This window comes from Bacillus sp. FSL R5-0709 (genome assembly GCF_038004785.1).
Classification (GTDB): Bacteria; Bacillota; Bacilli; order Bacillales; family Bacillaceae_G; genus Bacillus_A; species Bacillus_A mycoides.
In genome coordinates this window covers 4322508-4348541 of the sequence record NZ_JBBORT010000001.1, presented here as the reverse complement: position 1 = coordinate 4348541, position 26034 = coordinate 4322508, and the positions used below count along the sequence as shown (strand labels likewise).

22 protein-coding genes and 3 other annotated features are annotated in these 26034 nt (G+C 36.6%); of the genes, 19 read left to right on the top strand and 3 right to left on the bottom strand.

Features of this window, described 5'->3' with window-relative positions; all coding sequences use genetic code 11:
• Positions 1 to 123 precede the first annotated feature (123 nt).
• Positions 124 to 333 (bottom strand): small acid-soluble spore protein SspI, encoded by a 210-nt coding sequence (sspI, locus tag MKX37_RS22240; RefSeq protein WP_000009511.1) that lies wholly within the window; start codon positions 331 to 333, stop codon positions 124 to 126.
• Between the two features lie 82 nt (positions 334 to 415).
• Between sspI and MKX37_RS22235 the strand changes: the two genes are divergently transcribed.
• The 6 genes from MKX37_RS22235 to MKX37_RS22210 all read left to right on the top strand — a co-directional run bounded on the left by MKX37_RS22235 (position 416) and on the right by MKX37_RS22210 (position 8149).
• On the top strand, positions 416 to 1213 hold the full coding sequence (locus MKX37_RS22235; RefSeq protein ID WP_002015458.1) for a TrmH family RNA methyltransferase: 798 nt from the start codon (positions 416 to 418) through the stop codon (positions 1211 to 1213).
• A 92-nt stretch (positions 1214 to 1305) separates the two neighbouring features.
• Positions 1306 to 1534 (top strand) — a binding site (T-box leader).
• A 43-nt stretch (positions 1535 to 1577) separates the two neighbouring features.
• Positions 1578 to 2612 carry a phenylalanine--tRNA ligase subunit alpha gene (gene pheS, locus MKX37_RS22230; RefSeq protein ID WP_002015457.1) on the top strand — a complete coding sequence of 345 codons (1035 nt, stop codon included), beginning with the start codon at positions 1578 to 1580 and terminating at the stop codon, positions 2610 to 2612.
• A gap of 18 nt (positions 2613 to 2630) precedes the next feature.
• The gene (gene pheT / locus MKX37_RS22225; protein ID WP_002129337.1) at positions 2631 to 5051 is read left to right on the top strand and encodes a phenylalanine--tRNA ligase subunit beta; all 2421 of its coding nucleotides are present in this window, start codon (positions 2631 to 2633) and stop codon (positions 5049 to 5051) included.
• Between the two features lie 151 nt (positions 5052 to 5202).
• Positions 5203 to 5454, top strand: a binding site (T-box leader).
• Between the two features lie 52 nt (positions 5455 to 5506).
• Positions 5507 to 6898: an asparagine--tRNA ligase gene (gene asnS, locus MKX37_RS22220; protein ID WP_002129336.1), complete on the top strand. Its 1392-nt coding sequence runs from the start codon at positions 5507 to 5509 to the stop codon at positions 6896 to 6898.
• A gap of 131 nt (positions 6899 to 7029) precedes the next feature.
• The gene (locus MKX37_RS22215) at positions 7030 to 7932 is read left to right on the top strand and encodes an SDR family oxidoreductase (RefSeq protein ID WP_002129335.1); all 903 of its coding nucleotides are present in this window, start codon (positions 7030 to 7032) and stop codon (positions 7930 to 7932) included.
• Between the two features lie 82 nt (positions 7933 to 8014).
• Positions 8015 to 8149: a YuzL family protein gene (locus MKX37_RS22210; protein WP_002112167.1), complete on the top strand. Its 135-nt coding sequence runs from the start codon at positions 8015 to 8017 to the stop codon at positions 8147 to 8149.
• Positions 8150 to 8366: 217 nt separating this feature from the next.
• Here the strand turns inward: MKX37_RS22210 and rnhC are convergent, their stop codons facing one another.
• Entirely contained in the window at positions 8367 to 9305 is a 939-nt protein-coding gene (rnhC, locus tag MKX37_RS22205) for a ribonuclease HIII (protein WP_078421841.1), read from the bottom strand.
• A 123-nt stretch (positions 9306 to 9428) separates the two neighbouring features.
• On the opposite strand from rnhC, the gene zapA reads away from it, so the two are divergent.
• The 13 genes from zapA to srtB all read left to right on the top strand — a co-directional run bounded on the left by zapA (position 9429) and on the right by srtB (position 25523).
• Complete coding sequence (gene zapA, locus MKX37_RS22200; protein ID WP_002112165.1) at positions 9429 to 9698, top strand: cell division protein ZapA; 270 nt, start codon at positions 9429 to 9431, stop codon at positions 9696 to 9698.
• 2 nt (positions 9699 to 9700) lie between these two features.
• The gene (locus tag MKX37_RS22195; protein WP_002129333.1) at positions 9701 to 10240 is read left to right on the top strand and encodes a CvpA family protein; all 540 of its coding nucleotides are present in this window, start codon (positions 9701 to 9703) and stop codon (positions 10238 to 10240) included.
• A 55-nt stretch (positions 10241 to 10295) separates the two neighbouring features.
• A complete protein-coding gene (gene polX, locus MKX37_RS22190; RefSeq protein WP_002129332.1) occupies positions 10296 to 12014 on the top strand; it encodes a DNA polymerase/3'-5' exonuclease PolX in 1719 nt (572 codons plus the stop codon).
• A 19-nt stretch (positions 12015 to 12033) separates the two neighbouring features.
• Positions 12034 to 14394 carry an endonuclease MutS2 gene (locus MKX37_RS22185; protein ID WP_078213675.1) on the top strand — a complete coding sequence of 787 codons (2361 nt, stop codon included), beginning with the start codon at positions 12034 to 12036 and terminating at the stop codon, positions 14392 to 14394.
• 196 nt (positions 14395 to 14590) lie between these two features.
• Entirely contained in the window at positions 14591 to 15280 is a 690-nt protein-coding gene (locus MKX37_RS22180; protein WP_078421840.1) for a 23S rRNA pseudouridine(2604) synthase RluF, read from the top strand.
• Positions 15281 to 15387: 107 nt separating this feature from the next.
• Positions 15388 to 15638, top strand: a binding site (T-box leader).
• Between the two features lie 113 nt (positions 15639 to 15751).
• The gene (gene brnQ6, locus MKX37_RS22175) at positions 15752 to 17077 is read left to right on the top strand and encodes a branched-chain amino acid transport system II carrier protein BrnQ6 (protein WP_002184862.1); all 1326 of its coding nucleotides are present in this window, start codon (positions 15752 to 15754) and stop codon (positions 17075 to 17077) included.
• Positions 17078 to 17537: 460 nt separating this feature from the next.
• Complete coding sequence (gene isdC, locus MKX37_RS22170) at positions 17538 to 18272, top strand: heme uptake protein IsdC (protein ID WP_002184863.1); 735 nt, start codon at positions 17538 to 17540, stop codon at positions 18270 to 18272.
• A 23-nt stretch (positions 18273 to 18295) separates the two neighbouring features.
• Positions 18296 to 18754: an NEAT domain-containing protein gene (locus MKX37_RS22165; RefSeq protein ID WP_002167601.1), complete on the top strand. Its 459-nt coding sequence runs from the start codon at positions 18296 to 18298 to the stop codon at positions 18752 to 18754.
• A gap of 32 nt (positions 18755 to 18786) precedes the next feature.
• Positions 18787 to 22005 carry an NEAT domain-containing protein gene (locus MKX37_RS22160; RefSeq protein ID WP_078421839.1) on the top strand — a complete coding sequence of 1073 codons (3219 nt, stop codon included), beginning with the start codon at positions 18787 to 18789 and terminating at the stop codon, positions 22003 to 22005.
• 75 nt (positions 22006 to 22080) lie between these two features.
• Entirely contained in the window at positions 22081 to 22956 is an 876-nt protein-coding gene (gene isdE, locus MKX37_RS22155; RefSeq protein ID WP_002184866.1) for a heme ABC transporter substrate-binding protein IsdE, read from the top strand.
• A gap of 27 nt (positions 22957 to 22983) precedes the next feature.
• Positions 22984 to 23967, top strand: coding sequence for a FecCD family ABC transporter permease (locus MKX37_RS22150; protein ID WP_050001077.1), 984 nt, complete (start codon positions 22984 to 22986; stop codon positions 23965 to 23967).
• Positions 23957 to 24727, top strand: coding sequence for an ABC transporter ATP-binding protein (locus MKX37_RS22145; RefSeq protein ID WP_078421838.1), 771 nt, complete (start codon positions 23957 to 23959; stop codon positions 24725 to 24727). The genes MKX37_RS22150 and MKX37_RS22145 overlap by 11 nt, the downstream gene beginning before the upstream one ends.
• 31 nt (positions 24728 to 24758) lie before the next feature.
• Positions 24759 to 25523, top strand: a complete 765-nt coding sequence (srtB, locus tag MKX37_RS22140) for a class B sortase (RefSeq protein WP_002129321.1) — start codon at positions 24759 to 24761, stop codon at positions 25521 to 25523.
• Between the two features lie 69 nt (positions 25524 to 25592).
• Here the strand turns inward: srtB and isdG are convergent, their stop codons facing one another.
• The gene (gene isdG, locus MKX37_RS22135; protein WP_002015426.1) at positions 25593 to 25916 is read right to left on the bottom strand and encodes a heme oxygenase; all 324 of its coding nucleotides are present in this window, start codon (positions 25914 to 25916) and stop codon (positions 25593 to 25595) included.
• Between the last annotated feature and the right edge of the window lie 118 nt (positions 25917 to 26034).

Here is a 26034-nt window from a genome sequence, read left to right as displayed (position 1 = left end):
ATGTATTTTGAACATTGTACTCCATCGGGGTAGCGTTAGTAAAGTAGAAATGTTTAGGAGAAGAAAAATTTTATAGACATAAAAGGTCACCTTAGTTTTTTTTCTAAGGTGACCTTTTATTGCTTATTTTTTTAATCCTTGCTCCAGTGTTCCTAACATTTCGTGTTTTTCATTTTCATCAGCATTTTTCCAAATGACTTCGAATAAAACGCCAAGACCTGGAAGCATTTTTTCTTCACCGCTTTGAATTGCATCGACAATCGTTTCTTGTAATTGGTCTTGTGAATTTCCAGATACATTCGCTAATACCGCGCCGCGTAAATTAAAACTCATTATCTTCACCTCTTCTTCAGAATTGAAACTGACGTTAGTTTTTGTTCTTTTTTATGTAAATATGTATGAAAAATAGGCTATAATGATAAGACAAGAAGAGAGGGAAATACATATTATGAAAAACATTGATTCAGTACAAAACCCGCGTGTGAAGCAGTGGAAAAAGCTGCAGACGAAAAAAGAGCGCGATAACAAAGCTTTATTTTTTGTAGAAGGATTCCATTTAGTAGAGGAAGCGTTAAAGGCAGGAGTTGTAACAGAACTTATCGTTTCAGATCAGACAGATCTTCCGAAAGATTGGACAGTTAATGATGTTGAAATGTATATTGTGCCTGAAGCAATTGTAAAAGTACTCCGCGAAACAGAAACAACGCAAGGTGTATTTGCTGTTTGTGAGAAACATGAGAAAGAAGTAGCTCTTACTGATGGGAAATTTCTTTTATTAGACGGCCTTCAAGACCCAGGTAATTTGGGAACGATTATTCGTACAGCGGATGCAGCTGGTATTCATGCCGTTGTGCTTGGAGAAGGGTGCGTTGATGTTTATAATAGTAAAGTACTACGATCTACACAAGGTTCTATTTTCCACTTACCGGTTGTAAAAGGGAACTTAGAAGAATGGGTAGACAAGTTAAAAGAAAATAACGTCCCTGTATATGGAACAGCTCTTGAAAATGGAGTTCCATTTGGTGAAGTAACCCCGGCTGGAAGTTTTGCATTAATTGTAGGGAATGAAGGAAGCGGCGTACGCCAAGAAATTCTGGCGAAAAGTGATCAAAACTTGTATATTCCGATTTACGGCGGGGCAGAATCATTAAATGTTGCGGTTGCAGCAGGGATTTTAACGTATTATTTACAAAGCCCAGTTGCGAATCGATAAAAAACTTCTTATAATAAGTTGAAGTACATGTTCATAAAAAAGTGGTGAAATGAGTATCGAACTTTTTTGAACATATAATAAAAGTATATTAATGAAAAACGTTGATAGAGAAGAGTAGCTTACAAAATCGCCATATAGGGAGAGAGTGCCGTAGACTGAAAGCATTCTTATGGTAGATGGAAGTGAATTCACCTCTGGAGTTGGCGCCAGGACCATTTATATGTAAAGGCGTTCCGGTCAGAATTGATCGTTATAACTAATGAGTGGGCAGACTTGTTCTGTCAATTTAGGGTGGTACCGCGAATTTACCTCGTCCCTTTTTGGGAGCGGGGTTTTTTTATTTTTAAAATTAGGAGGGTTCCAAATGGAAGCACGTTTAAAAGAGCTAAAGCAAAAAGCGTTAGAGCTTATTGAAGAAGCGAAAGAGCTAAAGGGCTTAAACGACGTACGCGTAGCGTATTTAGGGAAAAAAGGTCCAATTACAGAAGTATTACGCGGCATGGGAAAATTATCAGCAGAAGAGCGTCCACGTATGGGAGCATTAGTAAATGAAGTACGTGAAGCGATTCAAACGCGTCTAGAAGACAAAATTGGCAACTTAGAAAAAGCAGTAATTGAGGCGAAATTAGCTACTGAAACAATTGATGTTACACTGCCAGGTCGTCCTGTTGAAACAGGTTGTCACCATCCGTTAACAGCAGTTGTTGAACAAATTGAAGATGTATTCATCGGTATGGGTTATGAAGTAGCTGAAGGGACGGAAGTAGAAAAAGACTACTACAACTTCGAAGCATTAAACTTACCGAAAGATCACCCAGCGCGTGATATGCAAGATACATTCTACATTACAGAAGAAACGTTACTACGTACACATACATCTTCTGTGCAAGCACGTACGATGGAAAAGAATAAAGAAAAAGGACCGATTAAAATTATTTGTCCTGGTAAAGTGTATCGCCGCGATGACGATGATGCGACGCATTCACACCAATTCATGCAAATTGAAGGTCTTGTAATTGATAAAAACATTCGCATGAGTGACTTAAAAGGTACACTGCAAGTATTCGTGAAAAAGATGTTCGGTGAAGATCGTGAAATCCGTCTTCGTCCAAGTTTCTTCCCATTCACAGAGCCGTCTGTAGAGATGGATATTTCTTGTATGATGTGTCACGGTAAAGGTTGTGGCACTTGTAAAGGGACTGGCTGGATCGAAATTTTAGGAGCAGGTATGGTTCACCCGAACGTACTTGAAATGGCTGGTTATGATTCAAAAGAATATCAAGGTTTCGCATTCGGTATGGGCGCAGAGCGTATCGCAATGTTGAAATACGGCGTAGATGACATTCGTCATTTCTATACAAATGATGTACGTTTCTTACAACAATTCAAACGAGCGTAAGGGAAGGAGAGGATAAATATGTTCGTATCATATCGTTGGTTACAAGAGTATGTAGATATTAAAGATGTAACAGCACAAGAACTAGCAGACAAAATCACGAAAAGTGGTATTGAAGTAGAAGGTGTTGAAGTATTAAATAAAGGTGTAAAAGGTGTTGTAGTTGGTCACGTATTAGAATGTGAAAAACACCCAGAAGCTGATAAATTAAGCAAATGCTTAATCGATATCGGTGAAGAAGAGCCGGTTCAAATTATTTGTGGAGCTGCTAACATTGCAAAAGGTTTAAAAGTACCAGTTGCAAAAGTTGGCGCTGTACTTCCTGGTAACTTCAAAATTAAAAAAGCAAAACTACGCGGGGAAGCTTCTCACGGTATGGTTTGTGCTCTTCAAGAGCTTGGTATTGATGGGAAATTCGTTGCGAAAGAATATGCAGACGGTATCTTCATCTTCCCAAGTGATGCTGAAGTTGGTGCAGATGCACTTGAAATTTTAAATTTAAATGATGAAGTACTTGAGCTTGGTTTAACACCAAACCGTGCAGATTGCTTAAACATGTTAGGTGTTGCATATGAAGTAGCTGCTATTTACGGCCGTGAAGTAAAACTTCCAGCTATCGACTTACAAGAAACAGCAGAAAAAACTTCTGATTACATTTCTGTAAGTGTAGAAGCGAAAGAAGAAAACCCATTATATATTGCAAAAATGGTTAAAAACGTAAAGATTGGTCCATCACCAATGTGGATGCAAACTCGTCTTATGGCAGCTGGCATTCGTCCAATTAGTAATGTAGTTGATATTACAAACTACATTTTAATGGAATACGGTCAACCGTTACATGCATTCGATTACGATAAATTAGGTTCAAAAGAAATCGTTGTTCGTCTTGCAAAAGAAGGCGAAAAGATTCAAACATTAGATGCTCAAGAACGTACGTTACAAAGCCACCATCTTGTAATTACAAATGGCACAAAAGCGTTAGCTGTTGCTGGTGTAATGGGCGGAGCGGATTCTGAAGTTGATAGCGAGACAGTAAACGTTCTAATTGAGTCTGCATACTTTGCAGGTCAAACAGTGCGCCGTACATCAAAAGACTTAGGTCTTCGTAGCGAATCAAGTGCACGTTTTGAAAAGGGAATCGACCCAACACGTACATTTGAAGCAATTCAACATGCAGCTGCTTTAATGGCAAAATACGCTGGTGGAGAAGCACTTGAAGGTGTAGTAGAAGCTGATAACTTACAAGTACAAGAACGTACAGTATCTGTTACAGCTGAAAAAGTAAACCGTGTATTAGGTACAGATATTTCTGCGAGTGAAATGGGTACAATGTTCACAAACCTGAAATTCCCATTCACAGAAGTAGAAGGAACATTCCATGTAAATGTACCAGCACGTCGCCCTGACATTACAATTTCAGAAGACTTAGTAGAAGAAGTAGGTCGTCTGTATGGTTATGATCACATTCCAGTTACATTACCATCTGGAACAATGACACGTGGTAAATTAACATCAGCACAAACGAAACGTCGTAAAGTACGCCGCTTCCTAGAAGGTGCTGGTTTATATGAAGCAATCACATATTCATTAACAAGCGCTGACAAAGCGAAACAATATATGGTTGAGCCGAACGAAAAAGCTCCTGTAAATCTTGCGCTTCCAATGAGCGAAGAGCGTAGCCAACTTCGTTTAAGCTTAGTGCCACAATTGTTAGAAGCAGTTTCATACAATGTTGCACGTAAAAACGACAGCGTTGCATTATATGAAGTAGGTTCTATCTTCTTACCAACAGAAGCAGGAGAACTTCCGAAAGAAGAACAACATCTTGCAGGTGTTATGACAGGTCTTGCTCTTCACCATGCATGGCAAGGTGAGAAGAAAGTTGTAGACTTCTTCGTTGTTAAAGGTGTATTAGAAGGATTATTCGACGTACTTGGCGTGGCAAATCAAATCACTTATGCACCAGCAAAACGTGAAGGTATGCACCCAGGCCGTACAGCTGACATCGTATTAGATGGTGAAGCAATCGGATTCATCGGTCAATTGCACCCGGAAACAGAAAAACAATTAGATGTGAAAAATACATTCGTATTCGAATTATCTCTTGCAAAAGTATTCGGTGCAGACGCTGAGGAAACTTACTACTTAGCAATTCCACGTTTCCCATCTATGACACGTGATATGGCTGTTGTAGTAACAACAGAAACAAAAGCTGGTGAAATGAAGCAAGTCATTGCTGAAGCTGGCGGAGAACTTCTGAAAGACGTAGCACTATTCGACTTATACGAAGGTGAAAAAATGGAAGAAGGCAAGAAATCACTTGCATTCTCTATGAACTACTTCGATGCAGAACGTACATTAACAGACGAAGAAGTAACAGAAGCGCATAACCGTGTATTAACAGCGGTAGAAGAGAAATTTGGTGCGGAGTTACGTAAGTAAAAAAAATTGCCGGATTAATTCCGGCAATTTTTTTATGGCACGATTGTCGGAAAATGTCGGTAAGTCGATATATTATAAAAATCGCTGATATATTTTCTGGCATCTTGCATCTTTCTCTCGAATGTAGTACATTAATTTTAGTTTAACAAAACGAAAGACGATGATAAGGAAAAGTAGTATATACTATAATCCAAAGCGAGTCAGGGACGGTGAGAGCCTGATGAGGCGGTATATGTGAAGAACACCTTGGAGTTGCTAACCGAAATTGAAGCTTGTATTCAAGAGTAGACTTAGACGGGAATCCGGCCTGTTACAAACCGGGAAGTATGTATTACATACGAGTTAAAGTTGGTCTTTATGACAAATTGGGTGGTACCGCGAAGTTTAACCTTTCGTCCCTTTATGGATGAAAGGTTTTTTTGTATTTAAATATATGAGTAAAGGAGAATTTTACTATGGAAAACACATTAGTAAAAAGTCTGTATAGAGATACAGATAAATACGCAGATCAAACAGTACAAGTATCGGGTTGGATTCGTAACTTACGTGATTCAAAAGCATTTGGTTTCATCGAATTAAACGACGGTAGCTTCTTCAAAGGTGTTCAAATCGTTTTCGATACAGAATTAGAGAACTTCAAAGAAATTGCAAAGCTTCCACTAAGCTCTTCAGTTAAAGTAGAAGGTAAAGTAATTGCAACACCTGGAGCGAAGCAACCATTTGAAATTAAAGCAGAAAAAATTGATATCGAGGGCTTATCAGATTCTGATTACCCACTTCAAAAGAAGCGTCATACGTTTGAATACTTACGTACAATCGCTCACTTACGTCCAAGAACAAATGCATTCTCAGCAACATTCCGCGTGCGTTCTATCGCAGCATTTGCAATTCACCAATTCTTCCAAGAGCGTGGATTTGTACATGTTCACACACCAATTATTACTGGTAGTGATACAGAAGGTGCAGGCGAAATGTTCCGCGTAACAACGCAAGATTTAAACAACGTAGCAAAAGGTGAAGACGGACAAGTTGACGAATCAAAAGACTTCTTCGCTAAAGAAACAAACTTAACAGTAAGTGGACAGCTGAACGCTGAAGCTTATGCATTAGCATTCCGTGATGTGTACACATTCGGACCTACATTCCGTGCGGAAAACTCAAACACAACTCGTCACGCAGCGGAGTTCTGGATGGTTGAGCCTGAGATTGCATTCGCTGAGTTAGGCGATGTAATGGATCTTACAGAAGATATGCTGAAATATGCAATGAAATACGTACTAGAGCATGCACCAGAAGAAATGGACTTCTTCAACAGCTTCGTTGATAAAACAGTTCTAGAGCGCATGAACAATGTGATTAACTCTGACTTCGGTCGTATCACTTATACAGAAGCAATTAAAGTACTTCAAGAATCAGGTGCTGACTTTAAATACCCAGTAGAATGGGGTATTGACTTACAAACAGAGCACGAAAGATACTTATCAGAAGAAATCTTTAAACGCCCTGTATTCGTAACGGACTATCCGAAAGACATTAAAGCATTCTACATGCGTATGAACGAAGATGGTAAAACAGTAGCAGCTACTGACCTTCTAGTTCCTGGCATCGGCGAATTAATCGGCGGAAGTCAACGTGAAGAAAGAATGGACGTTTTAGTAGACAGAATTAAAGAACTAGGTATGAACGAAGAGGACTACTGGTGGTACTTAGAACTTAGAAAATACGGCGGTACAAAACACGCTGGATTCGGTCTAGGTTTCGAGCGCTTCCTAATGTACATCACTGGTATGGCTAACATCCGTGACGTAATTCCATTCCCAAGAACTCCAGGTTCTTCTGAGTTTTAAGATATCAAAAAAGCGAGAGCAACTGCTCTCGCTTTTTTTGTTTGGAAAAATGTTGTTCATAGGTTCGTTCATATCTCACATATAGTAAAACGAATGAAATATTTATGGGCAAGGGAAGGGGTTTTTGTACAATGGGGGAGATTCCAAGTCATACAAAGTGGACACTGCATGACAAGTATGTGGTGATTACTGGTGCAACAAGTGGTATTGGATTAGCGGCAGCTAAGACATTTGCAGAGCGCGGTGCCAAACTAGGAATCATTGCACGTAACGAGGAAAAAGCGAATGCTGCTATTGCTCAAATTAAGGATGTAACGAATGGGGATGTGATGATAGATCTATTTTTAGCTGATATGGCTTCCCAACAATCTATACGCCGGGTAGCTACTGATATTTTGGAAAGGTGTCCGAGAATAGATATATTAGTGAATAATGCTGGTGCTTTATTTCAAACAAGGCAGCTTACAGAGGACGATTTGGAGATGACTTGGGCGGTTAACCATTTAGGTCCATTCCTAATCACTAATTTGCTGTTGGAGCGTTTAAAAGAAAGTGCTCCTGCTCGTGTTATCACCACCGCATCTCACGGTCACAAAATGGCTAAAAAGGGAATTGATTTCGGTGATTTAGATGCAGAACAACTTTATCGTGGTGTTAAGAAATTTATGGGTGGTCCTACAATGCGTTATGCTCAATCAAAACTAGCAAATATTTTATTTACCGCTGAATTGGCAAAGAGGTTGGAGGGGACGGGTGTTAGTGCATACAGCTTCGATCCAGGGCTAGTGGCTACGAATTTCAACCAGGACAATGGTCTAGTTGCTCGCTTAACTATGGCAGCAATGAAACCTTTCTCTCGTACACCCGAGAAAGGTGCTGAAACTCTAATATGGCTAGCAGAATCAACTGAATTTACTGATCATAGTGGTTATTACTATGCCGATAAGCAAATAGGAAAAATGTCTGAAGCTGCCTTGGATAAGGATGCCGCAAAACGTCTATGGGACATTAGTGAAAAACAGACAGGAGGATAAAAGAGTAGCCAGTATATGTTCAGATGGTTATGCTGAATAGTTTTTTACTCTTAAGTGAAAAGTAATCTTGGGGGTGATTGTAATGAGTAAGAAAGTGAAAACAGACCATTCTAGATCAAGCTTAGGTTCTCCGGAAGTGGAAGGACAAGGAACGACTACGCATGAAACGGGTTCTTATAAAGTACCTTCATCAAATAAGAAGCAGAAACGAAGTTAAACATAAAAAGGGAGTCATGGAGACTCTCTTTTTTAGGTGAATAGTAAATGAATATATATCAGTCTAAATTTAAATATATAGATATACAGAATGAGTGCGGCGAAAATAGGAACGTGTGAGATCCTATTTATCCATTTTTCATTCATAAAAGGCGAAAAGAATTCAATTCTTTTCGCCTTGTTTAGTTCATCCATATCCTGTCGATACTAAAAAGTAGTTATTTTTTCAGTAACCGAAACGCCTTCTCTGTATTAGCAAAATGCACTTTCACAAATTCAGGTAGTCTTTCTTTACCGACTTTTTGAATTAATTTAGCAGCGGCAATATCAACTTGTTTACCAGCACCTTTCGGAAGTTGCATACCAGCTTTTTTGCTTAGTTCGTCAAATTGTTTTACGAATGAGTAACGAGCTAAAATGGAAGCGGCGGCTACTGCTAAATGGACACTTTCACCTTTTGTAGCGAAGTAAACATTTTCACGCTGTACCTGTTTTTGTTTCGCTAAATATTTATAGTATGTATCAGGCTGTGTAAATTGGTCGATTAAGATACCCTCAGGTGTTGTAGGTGCAATTTTAGCCAATAAGTTTGTGATGGCTTTGTTATGCAGTAAAGCTTTTAGTTTACCTTGGTTGTTTCCTTTATCAAATAGCTCGTTATATTTTTCATTATGAAGAACGAGGGAGCCGTAAGGAACAACGTGAAGGAGTTGTTTTGCAATCTCAGCAATTTGAGCATCATTTAAGTTTTTGGAGTCTTTTACACCAAGTTCTTTTAAAAGTGGAATTTGCTTTGCATCCACATATACAGCAACTACTGTCATCGGTCCGAAGTAATCACCAGTACCTACTTCGTCTGATCCTAGAATAGACATTGTGCCGATGGAAACGGGCGGCGCATAACGATGTGAATTGACCGATTTTTTTACAGCTGATTTTGGTGTTTGAGAGACAGTTTGCCAACGAGAAGCTTCTGCTTCAGCACGTCCACCCTGAAACATCACTTTTCCTGATTTATAAGCTGTAATTGTGCAAGATTGAACTTTTGCCATAAAGATACCGCCTTGCGGAATTTTGGGGCTAAGTGCTTGTTTGTATTGTTGTTTCATGTCTTCAATTACTGTAGAACTTGTTTGTATTACGATAGAATTTGACAAAATGGTCGCTCCTTTTTTATGTTGTTATTTTTATCATATCGGATTGTTCTTTCTGTTTCCATATTATGATGGTTCATGGTATGATAAACTTTAGGATTCTGTACGTGATTGGAGGCCGGTGAGTTGTCACAACAAAAGGGAAATAAAAGTCGAATTAATGTAGAAATATATGGCCAACAGTATTCAGTTGTTGGCGATGAAAGTACAAGTCATATCCGCATGGTAGCAGCGATTGTGGATGATAAAATGCGCGAACTCAATGCCAAGAATCCTTCGCTTGATACGAGTAGACTAGCGGTATTGACGGCGGTAAACGTCATACACGATTACATAAAATTAAAAGAAGAACATGAGAAGTTGAAAGAAAGTATGACACAAAAAGGAATTGAATAAACATGATTGATATTATTATCATTTTATTGCTTGTTATGGGATTCTTCCTCGGTTTACGCAGAGGATTTATTTTGCAACTTGTAAAGTTAACAAGCTTTATTATCGCATACCTCGTTGCATACTGGTATTGTAAAGATTTAGCGCCAGCACTTGCGAAAATTATTCCGTATCCATTTGATAAGAATGTTTCTGTTCCAGAATGGATAGATGCGAATAATATTGAGGGTGTCTTCTATCAAGCAATTGCGTTTATCGTATTATTTATTATTACAAAAATCGCACTTTCACTACTTGGTAATTTACTGAATATGTTTGCAGAAATCCCAGTTTTAAAGCAAGTCAATGCGGTTGCTGGGGCACTTCTTGGCTTTTTAGAAGTGTATATCATTCTGTTTGTCTTAATTATTGTTGGAACAATTCTTCCAATTGAACAAATACAAACACCATTACAAAAATCATCAATTAGCAAAATAATTGTAGACGATACACCGATTCTTTCTGAAAAGGTGAAGGAACTATGGCAGACAGGTAGCAGAGTGTAACTTCTCTTTTTTCGGAAAGAGAAGTTTTTTTCTATGAAAGAAAGGCGGGGCAATGATGAAAGTGAATAAAAAACAAGTTATCAAATTACTAGAGACAATCGGCCTATTTATGGAACTAAAGGGCGCGAATCCATTTAAAATATCTGCATTCCGTAAAGCGGCGGCAGCACTAGAAAGTGATGACCGTAGTCTTTCTGAAATTGAAGATTTCACAAAGATTCCAGGTATCGGAAAAGGAACGGCAGCAGTTATTCAAGAATATATAGAATCGGGAACATCTGAAGTACTACAAGAACTTGAAAAAGAAGTACCAAGCAGTTTATTACCACTATTAAAACTACCAGGCCTTGGTGGTAAGAAGGTGGCCAAGTTATACAAAGAACTTGGTGTTGTTGATATGGAAACGTTAAAAGCTGTTTGTGAAGAAAATAAAGTACAAGCTTTAGCTGGATTCGGTAAGAAAACAGAAGAGAAAATATTAGAAGCAATTGATCAAGTAGGCTCTCGTCCAGAGCGTTTACCAATTGCGATGGTATTGCCTATTGCCGGGGAAATAGAGGAGAAATTGTCGAATGTTGCTGAAATAATTCGTTTCTCACGCGCTGGTAGTTTACGCCGTGTTCGTGAGACAGTGAAGGACTTAGATTTCATCATTGCAACGACAGAGCCAGCAGTAGTGCGTGAACATTTACTACAATTTGATAATATGATTGAAGTGATTGCAAGTGGAGATACGAAAGTATCTGTTCGTCTTCAATATGAATATGATATTTCAATTGACTTCCGCTTAGTAAAACCAGAAGAATTTATTACAACTCTTCACCATTTCACCGGATCAAAAGACCATAACGTAAAAATGCGCCAAATTGCGAAAGATAGAGGCGAGAAAATTAGTGAATACGGTGTGGAAATCTTAGACACAGGTGAAGTGAAAACATTCGAAACAGAAGAAGCATTCTTCGCCCACTTTGGCCTTCCATTCATCCCACCAGAAGTGCGTGAAGATGGAAAAGAAATTGAATTAATTAAAGAGTATCCGAACTTAATTCAGTTCTCTGATATACAGGGTGATTTACATATGCATACAACGTGGAGTGACGGTGCTTTTTCAATTGAAGAAATGGTACAAGCGTGCCGCGCTCATGGATATAAATTTATGGCAATTACTGATCACTCGCAATACTTGAAAGTAGCGAACGGTTTAACGAAAGAGCGTCTTCGTGAACAAGCGAAAGAAATTGAACGTATGAATGAAAAGTATCCAGACATTACAATTTTGCGCGGGATTGAAATGGACATTTTACCAGATGCGACACTTGATTTTGACGATGAAGTATTAGCAGAACTAGATTATGTCATTGGAGCTATTCACTCAAGCTTCTCACAAGACCGTGAAACGATTATGAAGCGTCTTCGCACTGCACTTGAGAATAAGCATGTCACAATGATTGCCCATCCGACAGGACGTCTTCTTGGGCGCCGTGAGGGTTACGATGTAGATACAGATTTATTAATCCAGCTCGCAAAAGAAACAAATACAGTTTTAGAATTAAATGCAAATCCAAACCGTCTAGATTTAAGCGCGAAATTATTAAAACAAGCACAAGATGCTGGTGTAAAAGTAGCGATTAATACGGATGCCCATACACTTGAAATGTTAGAAGATATGGAAACAGGTGTAGCAGCAGCGCGTAAAGGTTGGATTCAAAAAGATAACGTGATTAACACATGGGATATTGAACGTTTATTAGACTATATTAAACGTAATAAGTAATACAGGGGGGACCTGCAACATGTTAGAACGAACGTTGCGTGTATTAGAATACAATAAAGTAAAAGAACAATTACTTGAACATACAGCATCTTCACTTGGTCGTGATAAAGTGAAGAATTTAGTGCCAAGCACAGATTTTGAAGAAATTGTGGAATTGCAAGAAACAACGGATGAGGCAGCGAAAGTCATCCGTTTAAAAGGACATGTACCACTTGGAGGGATTTCTGATATTCGTTCAAATATTAAGCGTGCGAAAATTGGAAGTATGTTAAGTCCTTATGAATTAATTGAAATCGCAAGTACGATGTACGGTAGTCGCCAAATGAAACGTTTCATTGACGATATGATTGACAACGGTGTTGAGCTTCCAATTTTAGAAACACATGTCGCGCAAATTGTGTCTTTATATGATTTAGAAAAGAAGATTACAAATTGTATTGGTGACGGCGGTGAAGTAGTCGATAGCGCAAGTGACAAATTGCGTGGTATTCGTAATCAAATTCGTACTGCGGAAAGCCGTATTCGTGAGAAATTAGAAAACATGACGCGTTCTTCAAACGCGCAAAAAATGTTATCAGATGCAATTGTAACGATTCGTAACGAACGCTACGTAATCCCGGTAAAACAAGAATACCGCGGCGTATATGGTGGTATTGTTCACGACCAATCTGCTTCTGGACAAACATTATTTATCGAACCGCAAGTAATCGTGGAATTAAATAACGCACTTCAAGAAGCACGTGTGAAAGAAAAACAAGAAGTAGAACGCATTTTAATGATGTTAACGGAAGAAGTGGCAGTGGAAGCTGATATTGTTTTATCAAACGTAGAAGTAGTTGCAAATCTTGATTTTATTTTTGCGAAAGCTCTTTATGCGAAGCGAATTAAAGCGACGAAGCCAATCGTAAATAATGAACGCTACATGGATTTAAAACAAGCACGCCATCCGCTTATTGATCCGGAAATTATCGTGCCAAATAACATTATGCTTGGTAAAGACTTTACAACAATCGTTATTACAGGACCGAATACAGGTGGTAAAACAGTTACACTGAAAACAGTCGGTATTTGTGTCTTAATGGCGCAATCTGGTCTTCATATTCCAGTAATGGATGAATCAGAGATATGTGTATTTAAAAACATCTTTGCTGATATCGGTGATGAGCAATCGATTGAACAAAATTTAAGTACATTCTCTTCTCATATGGTAAACATTGTAGATATTTTAGAAAAAGCTGATTTTGAAAGTTTAGTCCTATTTGATGAATTAGGTGCTGGGACAGATCCGCAAGAAGGGGCTGCACTAGCGATTTCTATTTTAGATGAAGTATGTAACCGTGGTGCTCGCGTTGTTGCAACGACGCATTACCCAGAATTAAAAGCATATGGATACAATCGTGAGCAAGTTATTAATGCGAGCGTTGAGTTCGATGTGAATACATTAAGCCCAACGTACAAATTATTAATCGGTGTACCAGGACGTAGTAACGCCTTTGAAATTTCGAAGCGTCTTGGTTTGTCTGATCGCGTTATTGATCGCGCTCGTAACCATATTAGTACAGATACGAACAAAATCGAAAATATGATTGCAAAGTTAGAAGAAAGCCAAAAAAATGCAGAGCGCGAACGAAAAGAAGCGGAAGAGCATCGTAAGCAATCTGAAAAACTTCATCGTGAATTACAGCGTCAAATTATTGAATTTAATGATGAGCGCGATGAAAAATTATTAAAAGCGCAAAAAGAAGGGGAAGAAAAAGTCGAAGCTGCAAAGCAAGAAGCAGAAGGCATTATTCAAGAACTTCGTCAATTGCGTAAAGCACAGCTTATAAACGTGAAAGACCATGAGCTTATTGAAGCGAAGAGCCGTCTAGAAGGTGCGGCGCCAGAGCTTGTGAAGAAACAAAAAGTAAACGTGAAAAACACAGCGCCAAAACAACAATTACGCGCAGGTGATGAAGTAAAAGTGTTAACGTTCGGTCAAAAAGGTCAATTGCTTAAAAAAGTAAGTGATACAGAGTGGAGCGTACAAATTGGTATTCTGAAGATGAAAGTGAAAGAATCCAATATGGAATACATTAATACACCGAAGCAAACTGAGAAAAAAGCAGTCGCAAGTGTGAAGGGTAGAGATTATCACGTGTCGTTAGAGCTAGACCTTCGCGGCGAACGTTATGAAGATGCAATGATGCGCGTTGAAAAATATTTAGACGATGCACAGCTTGCAAGCTATCCTCGTGTATCAATTATTCACGGCAAAGGAACAGGAGCGCTTCGCCAAGGTGTACAAGATTACTTGAAGAAACATCGCGGTGTGAAAACCTACCGCTACGGTGACATGGGCGAGGGAGGCCTAGGCGTAACAGTTGTCGAATTAAAATAGCAAACAACCAAACAAAAGGGGAAACCATTATATGTTTATGGACAAACTTGCAAAAGTATTGTTAGCTTGTTGCGGAATATTTTTGGTAATTGGGGTTATTTATTTAGTTGTTTTTGCGAAGTAAAGGAGCGTCAATCTTGGCATAATGATATCGCCATGGATTGACGCTTTTAATCTATAAGAAAAGGAACAAAACATGAAAATCAACCAATACATAAGCGAAGTAAAATCCTGCTCAAGACGTGAAACAGACCGTCTCATTAAAGCAGGACGTGCCTGTATTAACGGTGAAGTATGTACGCACGGTGCACTCGTTAATGAAGGTGATATTGTAACGATTGATGGGCAAGTTATTGTAAAAGAAGAGAAAGAAAAGGTGTATATTGCCTTCCATAAACCAGTCGGAATTACTTGTACAGCAGCTGAACATATTGAAGATAATATTATTGATTATATCGATTATCCAGAACGAATCTTTCCTGTTGGACGATTAGATAAAGCATCGGAAGGACTCATCTTATTAACGAATGACGGTGCGATTGCGAATCAAATTTTGCACGGTGATCATGAGCATGAGAAAGAATATGTTGTCACTGTTGATAAGCCGTTTACAGATTGGTTTATTGATGAGATGTCCAGCGGTGTAAAGATTAAAGATGGAATGACGAAGCCATGTAAAGTGACGAGAGTTAATCAGTCTACATTCCGCATCGTTTTAACGCAAGGAATGAATAGGCAAATTCGTAGAATGAGTCGTGCTTTCGGATTTACTGTAACAAAGCTAAAGCGAGTACGCATTATGAATATAGAGCTAAATGAGCTTGAAGCTGGAAAATGGCGAGACATTACACCTAAGGAATTAGAAATATTAATAGGGCAGTTATAGGGAGGAAAGTTTTCTCCCTATATTTTTTTGTCAGAAAAAATAAAACTATTGATTTTTTAAAAAATAGCCCATATAATAAAAAACAACAAGTTTCGACAACATATTTTATAAAAGTAATGATGAGGACATGAGTTGTTTTTGACGATTCTCAGAGAGGGAAGCCTTAGGCTGTGAGCTTCCTAATACGGAAAGACAAACTTACCACCTCTAAACTTCAAGAGTGAACTGCAGATGCATTGTAATTCTTGGCGGATAAAACCGTTATCAATTTACACGAGCTATAAAATGAGCTTATTTCGTTATAAATTCATTTTATTAGAATAAGGGTGGAACCACGATTTCAACACTCGTCCCTTTGTTAGGGACGGGTGTTTTTTGCGTTCTTTTACGGGGAAGTATGCTTGAAAGAGGATATGTGACGGATTTTAATTCAGAATATTTTGTCAATAAAATAATTAGGAGGTAGTAGAAATGAAGTCATCTTTAAAGTTTTCTGAGATGTTTGCAATAAGCTTAATGTTATTTGCACTGTTTTTCGGTGCCGGTAATATGATTTTCCCACCAGCGTTAGGGCAAGGTGCTGGAACAGATGTATGGATCGCGTTATTTGGCTTTATCGTAACAGGTGTAGGACTGCCTTTATTAGGAGTTATTGTTATAGCTCTAAAGGGAGATATTAATGAATTAGCAAGACGTGTACATCCTGTATTCGCGCTAATTTTCATTACTGCAATTTATTTATGTTTAGGCGTATTTGTTAGTGTGCCACGTACAGGGACTGTTGCTTATGAAATGAGTGTTGCACCGTTTTTACCAAGTGAGATAGCTGGTCAATCCTATCCACTTGTTATCTTTACATTTATTTTCTTTGCAGTAACTTTCTATTTAGCATTAAACCCATCGAAATTAGTGGGGCGCATTGGTAAAGTGTTAACTCCAATTTTATTAGCTGTTATTGCAATTATTGTAGCGAAAGCAATTATGACTCCAATGGGAGAGTTTGGTGCCCCTACAGAAGCGTATAGTGCCCCACTCTTTAAAGGTTTTATTGATGGATATTTAACTTTAGATGGACTTGCAGCACTTGTTTTCGGAAATGTTGTGATCAATGCTTTAAAAGCAAAAGGCATTACAAATAAGAACAGTATTGCGAAAGTAACAATCTTTGCAGGATTTATTGCAGCACTTGGCTTACTTCTTGTTTATTTAGCACTTGCTTACCTTGGAGCTTCAAGTGTTTCACTTGGAATGGGAGCAAACGGCGGAATTATTTTAACAAACGTCGTGAATCATTTATTTGGTAGCTACGGAACATTATTACTAGGTATCGCAATTACTGCAGCATGCTTAACAACTTCTGTCGGTATTGTAGCAGCTTGTGGAGAATATTTTTCTTCGTTATTACCAAAGCTTTCTTATCAAAAAGTCATTTTCATTTTCTCTGTATTAGCATTTATGGTAGCAAATCTTGGTTTAACTCAGTTAAACGCATTAGCATTACCAATCTTAATTGCAATTTACCCAATTGGTATCGTACTGATCGTATTATCACTTGTTGAAAACTATATTCGTCTTCCATTAGCTATGTATGTAGGCGGTATTGTAGGCGCATTTGCAATTAGCTTCTTTGATGGATTGCATAATGCAAATCTTCAAGTAGCGGCCCTTGCTCCTATCTTAGATAAAATTCCATTATATAGTGTAGGGATTGGTTGGCTAGTTCCGGGTATCATTGGAATTGCAATTGGATATGTAGTTTCTTTATTTCAAAAGCAAGAAATTGCTGTAGAAAAATAAGGGAAAGAGGCTTTCTTTAAAAGAAAGCCTCTTTTTTTGTAGAAAAATTATATATAGAAGAATTCAGATATTAAAAATTTTATACGTAATATAGTTGACAAAAAAATTACCAGTAGGCTAAGATTGACTTAGTTGTGGAAATATTGGAAGGGAAGAGGTTTTCTATGACTATATCATTTTTGTAAGAAGAGGTGATAGAACGATAGAATTAGGCGGTTTATTTTTTTTGAAATTCGTTGAGAATGATAATCAATAAAATGATGAAAGAGTTTTATGTTTATTCTTATAGGAAAAATTGGTGGGATTATTTTTTTATCTATCAATGAGAATGATAATCAATATATTTCTAACTACATAGTGTTACTCGTTATAAAATAGAGATAGAAAGATTATTTTTTTTCTTATATATTGAGAATAATTATCATTTTCAAAAAAGAAAAACAAGGAGGCAGTAAGGTAAATGAGAAAGTTTTCGGTATTACCCGCTTTTATTATGACATTCGTATGTATGCTAGCTTTTCTCGTAGTGCCATTCGGACAAGCTTCGGCAAATGTAGCTGACGGTACTTACGATATTAACTATGTCATACAAAAAGCAGAAAATGATTCAGCTTCAATGGCAAATGATTATTTTGAAAAACCAGCTAAGTTAATTGTAAAAAATGGTGAGATGAGAGTACAAATTCCTATGAATCATAGTGCTTGGATTACAGAATTTAAAGCACCAGAGAACGGGAACTTTGTTGATGCAAAAGTTGTTAGTAAAGATGAATCTGCAGATAAAAGAACTGTAGAGTTTAAAATAGACGACTTATCTAAACCAGCAGCTGTAAAAATTCATGTTGTTGTACCGAACGTAAATTATGACCATAACTACACAATTCGCTTTGCGTTTGATGCAAATGTAAAAGCAGTAGGTGGAGAGAATAAGGAAACTGCTGCAACAAAAAATGAAGATCAAACTCAAAAAAATACACAAGTAAAAGAAGAAGTGAAGAAAGAAGAGAGCAAAGAAACAAACAAAGAAACAAGCAAAGAAACAAACAAAGATGTAAATAAAGGAACAAATGAAAGTGGGAAAGCTGAAAAAACAGATAACCCAAAAACAAGTGATGAAGCACGTATCGGATTATTTGCAGCATTACTTCTTATTTCAGGTGTTTTCTTAGTTCGTAAAGTGAAGTTAGGTAAATAAATCTTTGGAAGGGCGATGAATATATGTTTAAACAATTTAAAATGATTATTGCCGTATTTGCTGTCTTATTTACGTTTATAGCAACACTAGGGTTACAAGATGCAAAAGCTGCTACACAACTAGCTGATGGAAAATATAATATTGCTTTTACTGTATGGAAAGGCGATAAAGATGAATCATCTAGAATGAATAGTTATTTTGAAAGTCCGGCAACATTAACAGTTAAAGATGGAAAACAATATGTTTCATTCAAAGTGAAAGATAGTACTTCTATTAAAAGTTTACAAGTAGAAAAAAATGGTCAATTCGTAGAAGCTACTGTGTTAAGTGAAAATACAAAAGAGAATACTAGAGTTGTAGAATTTGAAGTTGCTGACTTGTCAAAAAAACTAAATGGCAAGGTGAAAATTAATATCCCAATTATTAATTATAACGCTTCATATGATATTCGTTTTGTATTTGATGGGAACAGCATTAAATAATTGGAAATTTTTAAAAAAGGAGAGTCATTCTATTGAACAGGTATTTTAAAATTGTTGTTGCAATGTTTCTAACGATTTTCACATTCGTATCAACGCTACAACCACTTGCAGTTCAAGCTGCTAGTCAACTAGCTGACGGTGAATACTCAATCGGTTTCAAAGTTCTTAAAGACACATCAGATGAAGAATCTATGATGAATCAATACTCTGTAAGTCCAGGAACTTTAAAAGTGAAGAATGGGAAAAAGAAAGTATCCTTTACGTTAGAACATAGTTCATGGATTACAAAGTTTGAAACCGAAAAAAGTGGTCAGTTTGTTGCGACAAATGTAATTAGTGAAGATCAAGAAAAAGATACAAGAGTCGTAGAATTTGATGTGGACGATGTAGAGAAGGTATTAAATGCGAAAGTAAAAGTAGACATTGATTTTTTAAATTATCATCATGACTATGATGTACGTATTGCATTTGATCAAAATAGTATTACACCGATTCATGTAGAACAACCAAATGAAAAAGAGGACCCAGCTAATAAGCCAGATCCAAATGAAAATCCGGATCCGAGTCAGAAGCCCGACCAAAAGCCTGACCCAGATCAACAACCAAATTCTAACACAATTAAAGATGGAGAGTACAGCATTCCATTTAAAGTGTTAAAAGATCAAACAGATGAAGAATCTAAGATGAATACTTACATGGTAAATCCAGGGGTATTAAAAGTAGAAAACGGTAAGAAAAAAGCAATTGTAACGTTAAAAAATAGCTCATTAATTAAAAATTTCCAAACGGAAAAAGATGGCGCATTTGCTGATGCAAAAGTAGTGAGTGAAGATAAAGAAAAAGATACAAGAGTAGTAGAGTTTGAAGTAGACGATTTATCTAAAAAACTAAATACAAAAGTATTTATTGAAGTGGCATCACAAGGTTACAAGCAAACACATAATGTACAACTTTTATTTGAACAGGATAAACTTGAACAAATTAAAAATGAAGAGAAACAACCGGAAGTAGAAAAACCAGATACTGAAACAATTAAAGATGGAGAGTACAGCGTTCCGTTTAAAGTGTTAAAAGATCAAACAGATGAAGAATCTAAGATGAATACTTACATGGTAAATCCAGGGGTATTAAAAGTAGAAAATGGTAAGAAAAAAGCAATTGTAACACTAAAAAGTAGCTCATTAATTAAAAATTTCCAAACGGAAAAAGATGGTGCGTTTGTTGATGCAAAAGTAGTGAGTGAAGATAAAGAAAAAGATACAAGAGTAGTAGAGTTTGAAGTAAACGACTTATCTAAAAAACTAAATACAAAAGTATTTATCGAAATGGCATCAAGAAACTATAAGCAAACACATGATGTGCAACTTTTATTTGAACAAGATAAGCTTGAACAAATTAAAAATGAAGAGAAACCAGAAGTAGAAAAACCAGAAGTAGAGAAACCAGAAGTAGAGAAGCCAGAAGTAGAAAAACCAGATGCTGAAACAATTAAAGATGGCGAATACAGCATCAATTTTAAAACATTAAAAGATCAAACAGATGAAATATCAATGATGAACACATATACAAAAAGTCCAGGTGTGTTAAAAGTAAAAGATGGTAAGAAGTATGTATCATTTACGTTAACGAATAGCGCTTGGATTACAAAGTTTGAATTTGATAAAAATGGTTCGTTTGTTGATGCGAATGTATTAAGTGAAGATACGAAAGCTGATACACGTGTAGTAGAAGTGGAAGTAGCAGATTTATCGAAAAAATTAAACGCAAAAGTAAAAGTCGACATCGATTCAATGAATTATCATCATTTCTATGATATTCAATTTGCATTTGATAAAGATAGCATTAAACCGTTAGATAACCAAGGCGGAAATGATAACCAAGGCGGAAACAACAACCAAGGCGGAAACAACAACCAAGGCGGAAACGACAACCAAGGTGGAAACGACAACCAAGGCGGAAACGACAACCAAGGCGGAAACGACAACCAAGGCGGAAATGATAACCAAGGTGGAAACAACAACCAAGGCGGAAACGACAACCAAGGTGGAAACAACAACCAAGGCAATAATACAACAATTGATCCAAACGCTCTTAAAGACGGTGAATACAGCATTGGCTTTAAAGTATTAAAAGATCAAACAGATGAAATATCAATGATGAATACATACACAAAAAGCCCAGGTGTATTGAAAGTAAAAGATGGTAAGAAATATGTATCGTTTACATTAACAAATAGTACATGGATTACAAAGTTTGATTTTGAGAAGAATGGCTCGTTCGTTAATGCAAAAGTATTAAGTGAAAATAAAGAGCAAAATACAAGAGTAGTAGAAGTAGAAGTAAATGATTTGTCTAAAAAATTAAATGCAAAAGTAAAAGTAGATATTGATTCAATGAATTATCACCATTTCTACGATGTTCAATTTGTATTTGATCAAGATAGTATCAAAGCTTTAGGGAACCAAGGTGGAAACGATAACCAAGGTGGAAACGATAACCAAGGCGGAAACGACAACCAAGGTGGAAACGATAACCAAGGTGGAAATAATAACCAAGGCGGAAATGATAACAAAGAGGGAACTAACAAACCGAGAGTAATAATTGATCCAAAAAATTTAATAGATGGTCAATATGACATTACATTTAAAGTGTTAAAAGACAAGACAGATGAGTTTTCGAAGATGCATGACTATACTGTAAATCCAGCGAAATTGATCATAAAAGATGGTAAAAAGTACATTGAAATGACGTTGAAAAATAGTGCGTGGATTACGAAATTCCAAACTGAAAGCAATAGTCTTTTTGCTGATGCAAAAGTAGTAAGTGAAGATAAAAATGCAAATACGCGAGTAGTACAATTTGAAGTAGAAGATTTATTTAAAAAATTAAATGCAAAAGTGAAAGTAGACATTGATGAGATGAACTACCATCATTTCTACGATGTCCAAATTCAATTTGATACAAATAATATTGGTGCGTTAGGAACAATTAAAGAGGATCCAAAAAAAGATCCGAAAAATGATCCGAACAATCCAGTGATTACACCGAAAGTAGATAATGTAAAAAAAGTAGATAATCCTGATTTTAACCGAAATGCAGATGATAAGAAGAAAAAAGAAGATCAAAAAAATGATCCAAAAAAAGAGAAAAACTCAAAAACGGCAGATACAGCACAACTAGGTTTATACATGGTGCTACTGCTCGGTTCACTTGCTTTACTAGTTCGCAAATATAGAGCAGGTAGATTGTAATTTTTGGAGTCTTGATGCATGTTTGCATGCATCAAGACTTGTTTCATATTGTTTGGAAAGGAGTGGTGATTAAGAGTGAAGAAAATTGCAAGTGTACTAATGGCTATCATTTTATTAGTGAGTATAGCTGGATGCCAGGCGCCCAAAAAAGAAACAGCGAAGCAGGTAAAGAGTGAGGGTAAAGAGAGGATTGTCGCAACGACAGTTGCTGTTACTGAAATTATGGATGCGTTAGAAGTAGATTTAATTGGTGTACCAACAAGTACTAAAGATTTACCAAAGAGATATAAAGGTTTACCTGAAGTTGGGAATCCAATGAGTCCTGATATGGAAAAGGTAAAATCATTAAAGCCGTCAGAAGTATTATCCGTGACAACACTTGAATACGAATTAAAGCCAGTTTTTGATGGTGTAGGTATGAAAGCAAACTTTTTAGATCTAACAAGTTTAAAAAATATGCAAAATTCCATTAGTAATTTAGGTAAGCAATATGGACGTGAAAAGCAGGCTGAAGCAGTTGTAACTAAGTTAGATAACAAGGTTGCAGAGATTCAAAAAGCAGTAAAGGGAAAGAAAGAACCGACAGTGCTTATTTTATTAGGTGTACCGGGGAGTTATTTAGTAGCAACAGAGCATTCTTATATTGGAGATTTAGTGAAACAATTAGGTGGTAAAAACATTGTACAAGGTGAACAAGTAGAGTATTTAGCTTCTAATACAGAGTATTTAAAAAAAGCTGATCCAGACATTATTTTACGAGCGGCACATGGTATGCCTGATGAAGTTGTAAAAATGTTTGATAAAGAATTTAAAACAAATGATATTTGGAAACACTTCGCTGCAGTTAAAAATAATCGTGTTTACGATTTAGAAGAGCGTTTATTTGGAACGACAGGAAATTTAGCAGCGACTGAAGCGCTAGATGAATTGAAAAAAATGATGTATCCGTGATGCATTTTAATATAAAGGAAGATTAGCATGAATAAAAAATTTTGGAGTTTCTTCATTGTTACTGTATTGCTTATTGTTATGACATCATTGTCAGCAACGAAAGGGAGTTTAGAAGTAGGTATTGTTGAGCTTGTACAAGGGATATTTACAGGGGGAAATGAAGATGTTGAAGTGATTAAAGATTTACGTTTCCCACGTATTATTATTGCACTATTTACTGGAGCAGCTCTTGCTGTTTCGGGTGTGCTTTTTCAAGCTGTTATGAAAAACCCACTCGCTGATGCTGGGGTAATCGGGATATCTTCAGGAGCAAGTTTTATGACACTTGTTATTATTACGTTATTCCCGCAATTCTTTTTCTGGACACCAGTATTCGCCTTTTTAGGTGGTGCGTTTGCATGTTATCTCGTTTATGCATTTTCATGGAAGTCAGGGTTAAGTCCGCTTCGCATTATTTTAGTTGGTATAGCTATTAATGCAATGTTCACTGGATTAAATGAATCGTTCATTACGATTTGCGGATACTTCATTAAGAGTATTAAGCAAACGACGACTTCTAACATAACGATGAAGACGTGGGGCGATGTAGAAATAATGGTTACATATGGAACAATTGGTCTTATTCTTGCTCTGTTTGTAGGAGCTTGGTGTAACTTATTATCGCTACAAGATAAGACTGCGAAAAACTTAGGTTTGCACGTGACGAGAGTTCGTCTTATTATTTCTGCTATTGCAGTACTTTTAGCAGCAGTATCAACAGCGATTGCAGGTGTTATTGCTTTCGTAGGATTACTCGTTCCGCACATTTCAAGACAACTAGTCGGTTCGGATCATAAAGTATTAATTCCATTTTCTGCTCTTGCAGGAGCGTTATTAATTTTGACGGCGGATACGATCGGAAGGTTAATTGTGCCACCTAACGAAATTCCAGCAGCGACGATTATGGCAGTGATTGGTGGCCCATTCTTAATATTCTTGCTTAGAAAGAGTGATAAAGTTCATGGAAATTAAAAATGTAACCTTTTCGTATGATAATGTAACGGATCGATTAAAGTCGGTTAGTAGTGAAATAGAAATTGGTAAAATTACAACAATTATTGGTCCAAACGGTTGTGGGAAATCAACATTACTAGGTGTTATGTCGCGAAATCATGATCCCCGTAGTGGAGAAGTAATGCTAGATGGTAAAGCTATTAGCCAGTATAAGCCGAAAGAGTTTGCTAGAAAGCTAGCGGTCGTTCATCAGCAAAATGAGGCGCCAGCAGATATTACAGTTGAAAAATTGACGAGTTTTGGGCGTATGCCATATAAAAATATTTTTTCTACACAAACGGATGAGGATAGCGAAGCAATCGAAAGGGCTTTAGCATGTACGAATTTGCTAAGTAAACGTGATAAGGAAATTCATGCTTTATCTGGTGGAGAAAGACAGCGTGTTTGGATTGCCATGACGTTAGCTCAGAAGACGCCAATGCTCTTTTTAGATGAACCGACAACATATTTAGATATTTATTATCAACTTGAAATATTAGAGTTAGTAAAAGAATTAAATGAAGCACAAGGATTGACAATCGTTATGGTATTACACGATATTAATCAGGCGATTCGCTATAGTGATCATATCATTGTTATGAAAGACGGCGAAATTGTTACAAAAGGCAAGCCGAATGATGTTGTGACAGAAAGTATGATAAAGACGATATACGGTGTAGATGTCGTTGTAAAGCAAGATGAAGATACAGGATTGTATATGGTCCCAATGGGTATTTAAACATGCGAACAATCCGTTTTGAGGTGATAATTTGAGTAGCAAAAAAGAAAGGAAGAAGAATTCTTTTTTTCAACGAATACTTACAGTTGTTTTTTTAGGTACCTTTTTCTATTCAGTATATGAATTAGGTGATATTTTCATGGATTACTATGAAAATCGTAAAGTAATGGCCGAAGCACAAAACATTTATGAAAAAAGTCCGATGGAAGAGCAATCACAAGACGGGGAAGTACGTAAACAGTTCAAAGTTCTGCAGCAAATTAACCAAGAAATAGTTGGATGGATTACGATGGATGATACACAAATTAATTATCCAATCGTTCAAGCAAAAGACAATGATTACTATTTATTTCGAAATTATAAAGGTGAAGATATGAGAGCAGGAAGCATTTTTATGGACTATCGTAATGATGTGAAATCTCAAAATCGAAATACTATTTTATATGGTCACCGTATGAAAGATGGTTCTATGTTTGGAAGTTTAAAGAAAATGTTGGATGAAGATTTCTTCATGTCGCATCGTAAATTATATTACGATACATTATTTGAAGGATATGATCTTGAAGTGTTTTCGGTGTATACAACAACAACTGATTTTTATTACATTGAAACGGATTTTAGTAGTGATACGGAATACACATCATTTTTGGAGAAAATTCAAGAAAAATCGCTGTACAAAACGGATACAAAAGTGACAGAAAGTGATCAAATCGTAACACTCTCGACGTGTGACTATGCACTTGATCCAGAAGCGGGAAGATTAGTAGTACATGCGAAACTAGTAAAAAGACATTAAATAAAAAAAGTATAGAATATGAGAAGTGGTAACACTCTTCATATTCTATACTTTAAAAAAGAAATATGCTTACTGTGCTGCAGCCATTGGCATACGTACAACTTTTACATCATAGTAAGCAATTTTATTATCAAGAATATAGTCTGGCATCCCGCCTTGATGTGAGTGAGCATCTTTAAATGCTGAGCTCTTTGTCCAACCTTGGAAATCTTCTTTTGCATTCCAGCGAGTGCTAATTGTTACTTCATCATAATCAACTGTATTTTGCGTTAAAAGAACTTCTAATCCTAAAAATCCTGACATTGTTTCGACTTTACCCACTTTATTAAAACGCTCAATTAATTTATGGCCATTTCCCTTTGTAATTTTAGTTGTATTTGTAACAATAATCATGTTTATTCCTCCTATAAATGTAGCCTTTATTTTCAAGAACTCATATACATTAAATGATAATGAAAATCATTATCATTGTCAATAGTAATAATGAAATATATAATTTTTTTTCGGTTAT